General features: G+C 42.3%; 11 protein-coding genes. All 11 read right to left on the bottom strand.

The features are described from left to right. Positions 1–31: 31 nt before the first annotated feature. The 11 genes from ACVPPQ_RS04555 to yaaA all read right to left on the bottom strand — a co-directional run bounded on the left by ACVPPQ_RS04555 (position 32) and on the right by yaaA (position 13253). Positions 32–1282, bottom strand: a complete 1251-nt coding sequence (locus ACVPPQ_RS04555) for a PTS sugar transporter subunit IIC (protein ID WP_463496017.1) — start codon at positions 1280–1282, stop codon at positions 32–34. Positions 1283–1522: 240 nt separating this feature from the next. Then, positions 1523–2953: a replicative DNA helicase gene (gene dnaB, locus ACVPPQ_RS04550; protein WP_155833349.1), complete on the bottom strand. Its 1431-nt coding sequence runs from the start codon at positions 2951–2953 to the stop codon at positions 1523–1525. Positions 2954–3020: 67 nt separating this feature from the next. After that, on the bottom strand, positions 3021–3473 hold the full coding sequence (gene rplI, locus ACVPPQ_RS04545) for a 50S ribosomal protein L9 (protein ID WP_463496015.1): 453 nt from the start codon (positions 3471–3473) through the stop codon (positions 3021–3023). 23 nt (positions 3474–3496) lie between these two features. Further along, a complete protein-coding gene (locus tag ACVPPQ_RS04540; RefSeq protein WP_463496013.1) occupies positions 3497–5530 on the bottom strand; it encodes a DHH family phosphoesterase in 2034 nt (677 codons plus the stop codon). A 370-nt stretch (positions 5531–5900) separates the two neighbouring features. Then, positions 5901–6140 (bottom strand): 30S ribosomal protein S18, encoded by a 240-nt coding sequence (rpsR, locus tag ACVPPQ_RS04535; protein WP_025082791.1) that lies wholly within the window; start codon positions 6138–6140, stop codon positions 5901–5903. A gap of 39 nt (positions 6141–6179) precedes the next feature. Continuing rightward, entirely contained in the window at positions 6180–6704 is a 525-nt protein-coding gene (ssb, locus tag ACVPPQ_RS04530) for a single-stranded DNA-binding protein (protein WP_463496011.1), read from the bottom strand. A 39-nt stretch (positions 6705–6743) separates the two neighbouring features. Next, positions 6744–7040, bottom strand: a complete 297-nt coding sequence (rpsF, locus tag ACVPPQ_RS04525; RefSeq protein ID WP_025082793.1) for a 30S ribosomal protein S6 — start codon at positions 7038–7040, stop codon at positions 6744–6746. A 203-nt stretch (positions 7041–7243) separates the two neighbouring features. Then, on the bottom strand, positions 7244–9838 hold the full coding sequence (gene gyrA, locus ACVPPQ_RS04520) for a DNA gyrase subunit A (protein WP_025082794.1): 2595 nt from the start codon (positions 9836–9838) through the stop codon (positions 7244–7246). Positions 9839–9881: 43 nt separating this feature from the next. Then, positions 9882–11819, bottom strand: a complete 1938-nt coding sequence (gene gyrB, locus ACVPPQ_RS04515; RefSeq protein WP_056950013.1) for a DNA topoisomerase (ATP-hydrolyzing) subunit B — start codon at positions 11817–11819, stop codon at positions 9882–9884. A 60-nt stretch (positions 11820–11879) separates the two neighbouring features. Beyond that, positions 11880–13019 (bottom strand): DNA replication/repair protein RecF, encoded by a 1140-nt coding sequence (gene recF, locus ACVPPQ_RS04510; protein WP_463496009.1) that lies wholly within the window; start codon positions 13017–13019, stop codon positions 11880–11882. Between the two features lie 6 nt (positions 13020–13025). Continuing rightward, a complete protein-coding gene (yaaA, locus tag ACVPPQ_RS04505; RefSeq protein ID WP_025082795.1) occupies positions 13026–13253 on the bottom strand; it encodes a S4 domain-containing protein YaaA in 228 nt (75 codons plus the stop codon). Positions 13254–13789: the final 536 nt, after the last annotated feature.

Genomic DNA, 13789 nt, shown 5'->3' with positions numbered 1-13789 from the left:
AATCTCCCTCTCTTAATGGGCCGACAACGCTTTATTCTTCTGTATTGTTAATTTTTAATGATTCTTCTTTAACCGCTTGACGATCAAGTGAATGGAAGAATGGGTAGTAAGCAATAACTGCAATGACTAATTCAATAATCTGCCAAACAGCCGCACGCCAATCTCCACCAGTCATTAAAAAGCCGTTGATGATTGTTGGTGTCGTCCATGGTACTTGGGCAACAATCATGCCAATAATGCCAAATTTCATTAAATAATACGTCATTAAAATCAATACCATCGGTGTCACGATAAATGGAATCATTAAGGTTGGATTTAAAACAACGGGTAACCCAAACATCATAGGTTCACTGATATTGAATAGTGAAGGCACTAAGGCGACATTGCGCATCATCTTATACCGTTTACTTTTAGCGGTAAACATACATAATGCTAATCCAAGAATGGCACCCGTACCACCGACTGTCATCCCAAAATTAAGGAAACCTTCGCAAGTAATAAATTGCGGTGCTTGTCCTTTAGAAACCGCTTCAATATTTGAAGATAGGAAAGTTAAAAAGACCGGTGTATAAATACTCCCGATGATGTTGGTTCCATGAATACCAACGGCCCATAGTACAAGTACTAAGAAGACTGCTAATTCAACACCCCAAATGCTGTTAAGTCCGACAACTAATGGTGAGAAGATAGCGGTAATCACTTTGTTAATATCAATTTTTAAGACAACCCGCAATAACCAAATTAATGTTAATGCTAGGGCCCCAGGAATCAAGGATGAAAATGATTTAGCAACTGCTGGTGGCACTGATTCCGGTAACGTGATAACCCAATTACGCTTGATAAAGAAATGCATCACTTCAATGGTTAAGATTGTGATGACAATTGCTGTAAAAATCCCACCTGATCCTAATGTGGTTGGATCAATTTCCAGTTTATCATTGAGCATCGCCAGTAAAAAGGCCACGGTCCCAATGACAGTCCCAGACATCGGATCCATTTTATTAATCTTAGAAGCTTGATAACTAATCCCCATCGCCACAATAAAGGCCAAAATATTAAATGTAATCGTCACAGGCGCATTTAGCGCAGCAGAGAACGGTTTAATAAAATCTGCCCATCCGGGAAACGGTAAATTATTAATAATCATAAAAATACTACCAAAAATAGTGAATGGAATTGTAATAATCATCCCATCTCTAAGAACGACCATGTACTTTAAATTCCCAAATTTAGCAAGTGCTGGTAGAATCTTGGCTTGAAACAATTCAGTAACTTTTTTCATTGGTATCTCCTCTATCATCTTAGTTTGTAAAGTTAACTTACTAACTCAACGAACAAAGCATACCACTTGAAAATGTAAGCGTCAACAACATTTTTAAATCGTTTTCAGGATTTATTAACACTTAATCTCGTTAACTTTTTAATTATTATTATGGGTACGCAAAAAAGCTGACTAACTTTAAAGATCTCCGTTAGTCAACTTTTTTAGGTTATACCTAGGCGTTATTTATACAATAATCCTTTATTCTGGTGCATACGAAATCGATGAGAATTTATTAAAAGTTTTGACGAACAATAATTTGACCGTCCCCCGAGCGCCTGCCCGGTTTTTTTCGATAATGACTTCCACTTCACCGACATCGGAATCTTCTGGTTCTTGCGGTGCTGGTGCGTTACCACCATTATAATCGTCACCATCTTCGCCAGGTTCATCACGATAATAGTCATCACGATACAAGAAGGCCACGATATCGGCATCTTGTTCGATTGAACCCGATTCACGAATATCGGAGAGCACTGGTCGTTTATCCTGACGTTGTTCGACGCCCCGTGAAAGTTGGGATAGCGCAATGACGGGTACCCGTAATTCCTTGGCTAACTTCTTGAGTTGCCGTGAAATCGCCGAGACTTCTTGTTGACGGTTTTCTTGGCCGGAACCTTCAATCAATTGCAAATAATCGATCACGATTAAACCGACGCCATCTTTTTCCTTGGCTAACCGACGACATTTAGCGCGAATTTCAGCCATTTTAACGCCGGGTGTATCGTCGATATAAATATTAGCTTTAGACAAACTACCCATTGCGACGATTAAATTCTGCCATTCTTGTTCATCCAATTGACCCGTCCGTAAATGGTTGGCGTCAATACTGCCTTCCGCACACAACATCCGGTTAACCAGTTGTTCCGCACCCATTTCCAAACTAAAAATCGCAATATTTTCGTTGGTTTTAGTCCCAATATTTTGGGCGATATTCAAGACAAACGCCGTCTTCCCGACCCCGGGACGGGCCGCTAAGATAATTAATTCATCGGCATGTAAGCCGGCGGTAATCTTATCTAAATCACGGTAACCGGTTGAAAGACCCGTGATATCTTCTTCGTTTTGATACAATTTATCAATTTGTTCGATGGATGAATTCAAGACGTCCGAAATCGATTTAAACCCGGCCTTATTCTGACGTTCAGAAACGTCCATAATTTCTTTTTCAGCCGAATCAAGAATATCGGTGACGTCTTCATCTTGCGCGTAACCTTTAGCGACAATATTTTGGGCCGTTTGAATCAAGCGCCGTAACATCGCTTTTTCAGAGACGATTTTAGCGTAATAAACAACATTGGCGGCGGTCGGCACTGAATCGGCCAATTCGGCTAGATAGCTAATACCACCGATATCTTCTAGTTGATTGCGGGCGTCAAGTTCACTCTTTAAAGTGACCGCATCGATGCCTTCGCCCCGTTCGTTAAGTTCAACCATCGTTTGAAAGATAAGTTGGTGGGCTCGGCGATAAAAATCATCGGTTGAAACGTATTCCATCGCTTCAACTAATGCGTCACCACTAATAAACACAGCACCTAACACGGCTTGTTCGGCTTCATTATTTTGTGGTGGTGTCTGTTCGATTAGTTCATTATTCACCCTGATTACCCCTTTATTTCTGTCCTGTTTCATGCTCATATCATAATACCACAAAAAAAAAAATCGTGATTCAATGATTGATCACGATTTTAAGGCAACTTTATTCAGTGACAATGTGGACCCGGATAGACGCTTCAACTTCTGGATGAATCCGAACCGTCACACTCCGATATCCCAATGCTTTGATGGGTTCTGGTAAATCAATTTTACGTTTGTCGACTTTAATTTTATATTGTTGTTCTAAAGCTTGCGCGATTTGTTTGCTAGGAATCGAACCGAATAGTCGGCTATCTTCGCCCGCTTTAGATTTGATTTCAACGATTGTTGCGTCGTCTTCAATTTTCGTTTTTAACACTTTCGCTTCGGCTAAGTCAGCCGCGGCATTCTTGGCTTCAGCATGTTGTTGCCCTTTTAAAGTACTGATGGCTGAAGTTGTGGCTTGTTTCGCCTTACCATTTTTAATTAAAAAGTTTTGTGCGTAACCATCTGGCACGTCTTTGACTTGGCCTTTTTTACCTTTACCACGAACATCTTCTAAAAATATGACTTTCATCTTTGGGACCACCTTTATCAAATTTAATCATGTTTGGTTGTTTCATCGTCTTCGGCTGGATCAAATAATTCAGCTAAGACGGTCAATAACTTAGCTTTGGCTTCACTAACCGTCGCATCTTTCAATTGCGTGGCTGCGTTGGATAGATGCCCACCGCCGCCTAGCCGTTCCATAATGACCTGGACGTTAATGTCCCCTAAACTACGAGCGGAGATGGCAATCAAACCGTCTGGTCGTTGGACCACGACGAACGCCGCTTCAATCCCCGATAACGAGAGCAACGTATCCGCTGCTTGGGCCGCAATCACCGGATCATAGGTCCGATTGTCTTCCCCAAGACATAATGCCATATTCGGTTCAACCATATCAATCGTTTCGATTAAATGGTTCTTTTGGATATAATTATCGACGTTTTCTTTCAATAAATGTTGGACCATCGACGCATCCGCGCCGACCGACCGTAAATAACTAGCCGCATCGAACGTTCGCGTCCCAGTCCGCATTGAAAATGATTGGGTATCGACCGTAATCCCGGCCAACATCGTTGTCGCTTCAAACTTATTAATATTCGCCACGTTTTGGGGTTGGTATTCAAACATTTCGGTGACTAGCTCACAAGTTGAAGACGCGTAGGGCTCGATATAAACCAACATGGGGTTTTCTGGGAACTCTTCCCCCCGCCGGTGATGATCGATGACAATCGTCTTTTGATTGAGCTTCTCGTACAAGTCTGGTGCCATCGTGATGGATGGTTTGGAATGATCGACCATCACTAACAAACTATTGTCGGTCGCTTTTTCAACCGCTTCTTCTGGCGACAAAACCTCGACCGCAATATTAGGATAAGCTTTCACTTCTTCTAACAGGCGTTGAATGTCGGTATGAATATTATTTTGATCAACGACCACGTAACATTTCTTACCATTCATCTCGGCAATTCGGCGAATCCCAAACGAAGCGCCGAGTGCGTCCATATCAGGGCGAATATGGCCCATGACGAAGACCGCATCGACTTGTTTGAAGACTTCTTGGAGCGCTTGCGAGATCATCCGGGCCCGTACACGGGTCCGTTTTTCCATCGGGTTGGTTTTCCCACCATAGAAGCGGGCTTGACCGCCGCTCGATTTAACGACGACTTGATCGCCACCCCGACCTAACGCTAAATCTAAATTACTCTGGGAAGTCGTGGCTAAAACGGCTAAATCAGATTCCCCATAGGCAAACCCAACACTCAAGGTTAATGGGAAGTTTTGTTTAGACGTTTCTTCACGAATCTCATCTAAAATTTTGAATTTTTCTTTTTCAGCAGCGTGCAAGGATTTCGCATACGCCAGCACGAAGAAATGGTCATCATCAACGCGTTTTAAAAACATCTGGAACTGATTCGCCCACTTCGATAATTCGTTGGTGACGTAATTATTCAGATTTGAGATGGCTTGATCATCCATCGTCTGGGTAATTTCATCGTAATTATCTAAGAAAACTTGGCCGATCGCAACTTGTTCGTCTTCATAACGGTCTTCAATCGCCGCATAACGCGTGATATCGAGTAGATAAACAACCCCGATGCTTTCTTGAATAATAATTTGGAACTGATTATCGCCCCAATGAACAATTTTCGTATCACTAGCGGCTTCATTTTGGGTGACCAATTCGGCTAGTTCCGGATCAACCTCTTTAATCGGCTTGCCCAAAACTTCCTTATCACCTAAATACTGTTGTAAATACGGATTGGTCCACTGAATCTCGCCTTTTTCATTATACAATAAGATTCCGATTGGCATCTTAATCAAAGCCTCTTGTTCGCCCCGTTTAATCCGGTAAGACAAATCAGAGACGTACTTCGCCGTATTCTCAGTCACCGTTTCAATCGCGTACAACACCGTAATCACGGTCCCGATTAATAGGACAAACAAAATCAAGGCGATTAGCCAGTCAAGCATCGCGGCAAAAACCAAACTAACGACGGTTAAGCCCATCAAAACGAGCGCAACGGTCCGTAAGCGACTATCGTCTAGAAACTGCGGCATTTTAAACTGCTTAAATTTATTTTTCATGTAAACTCCTTAACTCTTAAAAAAAAGTATGCTGGTCATTACATTCACAAACAATAATATGATCCCTTTACTAAATCTTAAAGAATCATTACCCTATTTTAGCACATTTTAAATCAGAGTGCGTTGGTTGCGGATAGCACCTGAGCATTAAGCCAAACTGACCAATTATCTTGGGCTTAAGATGATTGATCAGTTTAGATTAAGCGGAAGGTGTTGCAACCAAAAGCACGTTTTCGAACAGAGCGCTGACTAAGCCAGTTTACGCCTGAGTATCGCCTAAAATGGTAAATTATGACGAGTTTAGTCATTTATCATTGGACAAAAAAACCACCGACCAAGTTAACCTTGGTTGGTGGTTTGAATTTAAAGTTTAGTCTTCAGTAACGAATGGTAGTAAGCCCATGATCCGAGCGCGTTTGATTGCAATTGTCAAACGACGTTGGTTCTTAGCACTTGTACCAGATACGCGACGAGGTAAAATCTTACCACGTTCTGAGATAAAACGTTTCAATAAATCAGTGTCTTTGTAGTCGATGTAGTCGATGTGATTAGCAGCGATAAAATCAACCTTACGACGGCGACGGTTGCCGCCTCTTCTTTGTTGAGCCATTGAAAAGTCCTCCTTCCACAACAATCTATTTGATTTCAGTTAGAAAGGTAAATCATCATCTGAGATATCAATTGCTTGACCATTATTTGCAAATGGATCGGCAGGTTTGTTATCTGCAACTGGTGCATTACCCGTTTGTTGAGGGTTGGTAAAACCGGTTTGTTGGCTACCAGTATTTTGTTGACCGCCAAAGTTTTGGTTTGTGCTTGCGCTTGAACCTTCACTTTGTCGGTGTTCAGTTGTCGTCCGTGATTCTAACAATGAGAAATTATCAACAACCACTTCAGTCACGTAGACCCGTTGACCTTGTTGGTTTTCATAATTTCTAGTTTGTAAACGGCCTTCAACACCAACTAATGAGCCTTTCTTAGTAAAATTCGCGAAATTTTCCGCTGATTTACGCCAAATAACACAGTTGATAAAGTCAGCTTCACGATCACCATTGGCGTTTGTGAATTGACGATTGACCGCCATTGAGAAAGTCCCAACGGCTGCTCCACTAGAAGTGTAACGTAGGTCAACATCGCGTGTTAGCCGACCAACGAGTACAACTCGATTAATCATGCTATTAGCTCCCCTCTATTTCTTAATTACAATTCAAAATTAGTCTTCGCGTTTAACGATCATATGGCGTAGTACTGAGCCATCAATCTTAGCTAGACGATCAAATTCGTTTAAAGCTTCATCATTATCAGCTAAAACATTTACAATATGGTAAATGCCTTCGTGTTGATTGTTGATTTCATAAGCTAAACGACGTTTTGACCAGTCTTTTGAATCAACCACTTCAGCGCCGTTGTCTTTTAAGATGCCGTCGTAACGGTTGACAAGGGCTGTTTTACTTTCTTCATCAAGTGTTGTAGTGATGATATAAGTAACTTCGTATTTTGATTGAGCCATGACTGTTCACCTCCTTATGGACTTTAGGTTCTTACTCAATAAGAACAAGGAGTAACTGACTAATAAATTAGCCTCACGATTTAGGCCCGATGCCTAAATCACAGATACTCACAATATAAAATTGTATCATACCGTTTCTGAAAATACAATCCCAAACAAAAAATCGCTTTTGCAAATGAATGCAAAAACGATTAATGATTTAATTATTTTTCTGAATCTGGTTGTTCGTCTTGATCCGCTTCAGCGCGTTTTAAGAGTTCATCAACCTGTGCTAATCCCGTATCCGTTGAATCTGATGCAACTGGTGTTTCAGTGGTTTCAGGCGTTGTTGCTTGCCCTTCAACGACTTCGGCTTCATCCGGTTCAGCTTCCACTTTGGCCATTGTTGCGACCTTGGCTTGATCATCCACCCGGATTAAACGGACCCCTAAGGTTGCCCGACCGGTTTGTGAAACGTTAGCAACTTGGAATCGAATTAAGACCCCAGTATCGGTGATTAAGAGAATGTCTTCTTCACCCGTGACAGCCGTAATCCCAGCTAATGGGCCGTTCTTTTCAGTGATATTGGCAGTCTTAATCCCTTTACCACCACGACCCTTAATTGGATAATCACTAACAGTCGTTCGCTTACCATAACCCTTTTCAGAAATGACTAAGATTTCTTGACCAGGAATCAGTAAGTCAGAACCGACGACGTAATCGCCTTCGCGTAAACGAATCCCACGAACACCGGCTGCAGTCCGGCCCATCGAACGAACCGCTGATTCGCTGAATGAGACGGCGTAACCATTGTGCGTCCCGATAAAGATGTTTTGTTGACCATCCGTCAATAAGACGTTGATCAATTCATCGTCTTCTTTTAACGTCAAAGCCTTCAACCCGTTACTGCGGATGTTGGCAAATTCGCTAACGGACGTCCGTTTAACCGTCCCTAAACGCGTGATAAAGAACAAGGCTTGTTCGTCTTTGATTTCTTTACCTAAGTTAACGACGGTTTGAACCCGTTCATCCGAATTAATCCCTAAGAGATTAATGATTGGAATCCCTTTGGCCGTCCGACCGTATTCAGGAATTTCATAGCCTTTAGCACGATAAACTTTACCCGTATTGGTAAAGAATAAGAGCACTTCATGGGTTGACGTTGAGATTAAGTGTTCGATGAAATCATCATCATGAACGCCCATCCCTTGAATCCCACGGCCACCACGATTTTGGACTTTGAATTCACTGGCTGGCAAGCGTTTAATATAACCATTGTGCGTTAACGCAATGACAACATCTTCTTCTTCAATCAAGTCTTCATCTTCTAAGCTGAGGACTTCACCGACCAATAATTCAGTCCGACGTTTGTCGCCGAATTTATTTTGAATTTCTAACAATTCGTCATAAATAATTTTTTGGATTCGTTCAGGTTTCGCCAAAATATCTTTCAAATCGGCAATTAAAGTCATTAAATTATTGTATTCATTTTCGACTTTATCCCGTTCCAAACCAGTTAATCGGACTAATCGCATGTCTAAAATGGCTTGGGCTTGTTTGTCTGAAAGTTGATACTGATCCATCAACAAGACCTTTGCCGTATCACCGGTTTTAGCGCTCCGAATAATCTGGATAATCGCATCAATATGGTCTAAAGCAATCCGTAAACCGGCCAAAATATGGGCACGGGCTTCGGCCTTCTTCAAATCAAATTCAGTCCGGCGACGCAAGACTTCTTCTTGATGGATTAAATAATATTCCAAAATTGATTTCAAACTCAAGACTTTAGGGGCACCGTTGACGATGGCCACCATATTAAATGAGAATGATGTTTGCAATGGTGTCAGCTTGTATAAGTTATTCAAAACCACTGAAGCACTCATATCACGGCGCACATCGATTACAATTCGCATCCCGTCACGATCAGATTCATCGTTTAAATCGGTAATGCCTTCAAGTCGTTTATCGCGGGCCAATTCAGCAATTCGTTCCACTAACTTAGCCTTGTTGACCATGTAAGGAATTTCCGTGACGATAATCCGTTCACGACCACTCTTTTGGACTTCAACATCGACCTTGGCCCGTAAGGTAATCGTACCCTTACCGGATTCGTAAGCGTGGCGAATACCAGACTTACCCATCACTAAGCCACCCGTTGGAAAATCAGGTCCCGGCATTGCTTCCATCAAGTCAGCAGTCGTTGCTTCTGGATTATCCATCAAAATATGCAACGCACTAATGACTTCCGCCAAATTATGGGGCGGAATATTAGTCGTCATCCCAACGGCAATCCCTGTGGCCCCATTGACGAGCAAGTTCGGAAAACGCGCTGGTAAAACAGCAGGTTCCCGTTCTGATTCATCATAATTGGGTACGAAATCAATCGTATTTTTATTGATATCGCGTAACATTTCAACAGCCATCTTGCTCATCCGGGCTTCGGTGTACCGCATTGCGGCAGCGCCATCGCCATCGACTGAACCAAAGTTACCATGACCGTCGACTAACATATACCGGTAACTAAAATCTTGGGCCATCCGCACCATGGCTTCATAAATTGCAGAATCCCCATGTGGATGGTACTTCCCCATAACATCCCCAACGATCCGGGCCGATTTCTTATACGGTTTTTCAGGGGTAACCCCTAATTCATTCATCCCGTATAGGATTCGGCGTTGAACGGGTTTTAAACCGTCACGTACGTCAGGTAATGCCCGGGCAACAATGACACTCATTGCGTATTCAAGGAATGACTTGCGCATTGTTTTAGATAAATTGACGTTTTCAATCCGCCCGCTTTGGACATCTTCGTTTGCCATTAATCGATAAACCCCTCTCAATCAATTTCAGTTCAAGCTTTTATTAAGCATCAATACTCTTTGGATCCATATAAACGGCATTTTCTTCAATGAAAATCCGACGCGGTTCAACCCGGTCGCCCATCAACATTTCAAAAATTTGATCTGCTTCTTCAGCGTCTTCCACATTGACCCGTAACATCCGACGATTGTCTGGATCCATGGTGGTATCCCATAATTGGCTGGCATCCATTTCACCTAACCCCTTATACCGTTGAACTTCTGGTTTCGGACTTGGTTGCAATGTCCCTAAAACTTCTTGGAGTTCTTCATCTGAATCGATGTAACGCATCATCTTACCCTGCTTAACCCGATACAAAGGTGGTTGGGCAATGTACACGTAACCCGCTTCAACGACGGGCCGCATGTAACGGTAGAATAACGTCAATAACAACGTCCGAATATGGGCGCCATCGACATCGGCATCGGTCATGATGATTAATTTATGATAACGCGCTTTGCTGACATCAAATTCTTGACCAAAACCCGTGCCCATTGCGGTAAATAAGGTCCGGATTTCTTCATTGGCGAGAATTTTTTCCATGCTGGCTTTTTCAACATTCAAAATCTTCCCACGAATTGGCAAGATGGCTTGCGTTAAACGTGAACGACCTGATTTAGCTGAACCACCGGCGGAATCCCCTTCGACGATGAATAATTCAGAAATTGCGGGATCTTTACTACTATTATCGGCTAATTTCCCGGGCAAGTTTGAAATTTCCAAACCATTTTTCTTCCGAGTCACTTCGCGCGCCCGTTTAGCCGCTAAACGGGCTTTAGCAGCGAGTGAGCCTTTGTCGACGATTTGACGAGCAATTGCTGGATTTTCCATCAAGAACTTCGTAAAGTGATCTGAGAACATCCGGTCAGTCACCGTCCGCGCATCAGAATTACCTAATTTCGTCTTCGTTTGACCTTCAAATTGAGGATCTGGATGTTTAACCGAGACAACGGCCGTTAAGCCTTCACGGACATCTTCCCCCGATAAATTCGTATCGTTAGCTTTCAAAATATTTTGTTTAGTCGCATAGTCGTTGATGACCCGCGTTAAAGCCGTCTTAAAGCCGGATTCATGCGTCCCACCTTCGTAGGTATGAATATTGTTGGCAAACGTCATCAAATTCGTCCGATAATCGTTGGTGTATTGTAGCGCGACTTCAACGGTGATTCCGTTTTGTTCGCCTTCAACATAAATCGGTTCGTCTAATAACGTTTCTTTGCCATGATCTAAGAATTCGACGTAACTCTTAATCCCACCTTCATAGTGGAATTCTAGTTTTTCATGCGTCGCTGCACGTTTATCGGTGAATGTTAGTTTTAAGCCTTTATTCAAGAATGCTAATTCCCGAATCCGGGTCGTTAAAATTTTATCGTCATAGACGGTCGTTTCCGTAAAAATATCAGGATCTGGTACGAAATGGACTTTCGTGCCGTGTTCATGTTCAGGGGCATCGCCGATTTCTTTGATGGGTGTGTTGACCTTACCACGATTGAAATCGATATAGTAACGTTTGCCTTCATGTGTGACAACGGCGTCTAACGTCGTTGACAAGGCATTGACGACTGATGCGCCGACCCCATGCAAACCACCAGAAACTTTGTAGCCGCCGCCGCCGAATTTACCACCGGCATGCAAGATTGTGAAGACCGTTTCTAAGGCTGATTTCCCCGTTTTGGCTTGGATCCCGATTGGAATTCCCCGGCCATCATCGGTGACGGTAATACTATTATCCGCTTCAACGACGACGTTAATTTCCGTCGCAAAACCCGCTAAGGCTTCATCAATCCCGTTATCGATAATTTCCCAAACTAAATGATGGAGACCTTGTGCACTCGTAGAGCCAATGTACATCCCGGGACGTTTACGAACCGCTTCAAGTCCTTCTAAGACTTGAATTTGACTGGCATCATACTCTTTAGCGCGTTCTTCTTTTGCTTCAATCTGTTCTTCTGTTGGTTGATTTAATTGTTCGTCTTCTGCCAAGTGAAATTCCTCCGCTCTCTAGTCTGTTTGTGCTGCTGTTGCTTCAGTGACAACCACCCCGTCGGTCACGTTAAAGACCTTGGGCGTTGCAATAATATCTTTTTTAACGTTTTCAAGACTAGTCGTCGTTAAAAAAGTTTGCACTTTATTTTGAAACGTTTTCAACAGATGTGTCTGCCGTAAATCATCAAGTTCTGACAAAACATCATCCAATAAAAGAACCGGATATTCACCGGTTTGTTCTTTCATTAAATCAATCTCGGCCAACTTAACACTTAAAGCCGTCGTCCGTTGTTGACCTTGTGACCCAAAAGACTGCACATCCTTATCATTGACGATAAATTGAACGTCATCGCGATGCGGACCGACTAAGCTGGTCCCCTGTTCGATCTCACGACTCTGTTGTTGTTCATACAGTTTCTGAAATGATTGATACAACGTTTCTGAATCTTGACTCAATTGCTCGCTATCGAGCTGTGTTTGGTAACGAAACGTTAATTTTTCGCGACCTTTAGTAATTTCTTGATGCAGTTTTTGCGCCCATTTCTCCATTTGTTGCAAGAATTGATAACGCGCAACCGTCACCTCAGCCCCATACGCCGCTAATTGATCCGATAAAACGCCTAAATAGACCAAATCTTTGGCTTGATGCCGTTGGAGTTGTTTCAAATATTGATTACGTTGTTTTAAAATCGCTTTATATTGTGAAATATTGTAGAGATATTTGGCACTCATTTGGCCAAATTCCATATCAATAAACCGCCGCCGAACTGCTGGTGATCCTTTAACGATGTTTAAATCTTCCGGGGCAAATAAGACGACGTTCAGTTGGCCAATGTATTGGGACAACTTAGCTTGCTCTAAATGATTGACCTTGGCTTTTTTGCCTTTATGGCTCAACACCAATTCCAAAGGCACTTGACCAACCGTCCGTTGCACTTGTCCGGTAATTTTAGCAAATTCACTATCCCACTGGATTAATTCGCGATCATTATTGGTGCGATGTGACCGCGCCAAAGCTAAGACGTAGATGGCTTCTAATAAATTGGTTTTACCTTGCGCATTCTCACCAATCAACACATTGGTATCCGGCGAGAATTCTAAGGCCACCTGATCATAATTCCGGTAATGGTCCAATTGGAGCGCACTTAAATACATGATGTGCTACAAGCTTTCTTGTTTAATGATCTTAAACTGACCGTGATCAGGCACTTCAACCACGTCATCAGCGTATAACTTCCGGCCCCGACGATCATCCGCTTCACCGTTGACTAAGACGGTTGTTTCGCGTAAATACCATTTTGCTTTGCCACCTGTTGAGACAACGCCTTCTTCTTTGAGTAACTGTCCTAATGTCACGAATTCAGCCTCTAGTTGCACTTCTTGTATCATAACAACCCACCATTCTTAATGATCTTAATTAATTTGTGACTAATCTCAAATCTTACTCACAATTATAGACTTTTTTACCCTTAAAAACAAATAAACATCGTTAAAATCGCTTCTCAGCGTTTTTAGCGATTTTAAACATCTCCTACTTGCAAATGCTGAAATCGCTCTAACATAATTTATTTTAGATTTGACCACGATCCCTAATTACACGATTTCTCAAAAAAAGAGCTGTGATATAAGCCGCAGTATTCTGATATTCTTCGACACGCACCATAACTCAGATTGATAACGTGCTTCTCAAGTAGCCTTTTCCGGTTAACTACAAAATCAGCGGTATGATTCAAAATACAAATCATACCGCTGATTTTTAGGTTAATCCTCAAAGACTGATCAACTTGAGTGAGCACTTCGACTTTAACGTGCTAACCCAAGCTGACCTTTCCGCCTAACTACATAATTGTCCATATGATTAAAATTCAAATCATATGGACAATTCTTAGGTTATGCTCAAGGTCAAACTGCTTGTGTGAGCACTT

The organism is Latilactobacillus parafuchuensis (genome assembly GCF_055271665.1).
This window is presented reverse-complemented; position numbering and strand designations above follow the sequence as displayed.

Excerpts from the sequence above, each read along its gene's own strand:
- gyrA (WP_025082794.1), bottom strand. The coding sequence starts at position 9,838 with ATGGCAAACGAAGATGTCCAAAGCGGGCGGATTGAAAACGTCAATTTA.
- ACVPPQ_RS04540 (WP_463496013.1), bottom strand. The coding sequence starts at position 5,530 with ATGAAAAATAAATTTAAGCAGTTTAAAATGCCGCAGTTTCTAGACGAT.
- rpsF (WP_025082793.1), bottom strand. The coding sequence starts at position 7,040 with ATGGCTCAATCAAAATACGAAGTTACTTATATCATCACTACAACACTT.
- dnaB (WP_155833349.1), bottom strand. The coding sequence starts at position 2,953 with ATGAAACAGGACAGAAATAAAGGGGTAATCAGGGTGAATAATGAACTA.
- ACVPPQ_RS04555 (WP_463496017.1), bottom strand. The coding sequence starts at position 1,282 with ATGAAAAAAGTTACTGAATTGTTTCAAGCCAAGATTCTACCAGCACTT.
- recF (WP_463496009.1), bottom strand. The coding sequence starts at position 13,019 with ATGTATTTAAGTGCGCTCCAATTGGACCATTACCGGAATTATGATCAG.
- ssb (WP_463496011.1), bottom strand. The coding sequence starts at position 6,704 with ATGATTAATCGAGTTGTACTCGTTGGTCGGCTAACACGCGATGTTGAC.
- rplI (WP_463496015.1), bottom strand. The coding sequence starts at position 3,473 with ATGAAAGTCATATTTTTAGAAGATGTTCGTGGTAAAGGTAAAAAAGGC.
- rpsR (WP_025082791.1), bottom strand. The coding sequence starts at position 6,140 with ATGGCTCAACAAAGAAGAGGCGGCAACCGTCGCCGTCGTAAGGTTGAT.
- yaaA (WP_025082795.1), bottom strand. The coding sequence starts at position 13,253 with ATGATACAAGAAGTGCAACTAGAGGCTGAATTCGTGACATTAGGACAG.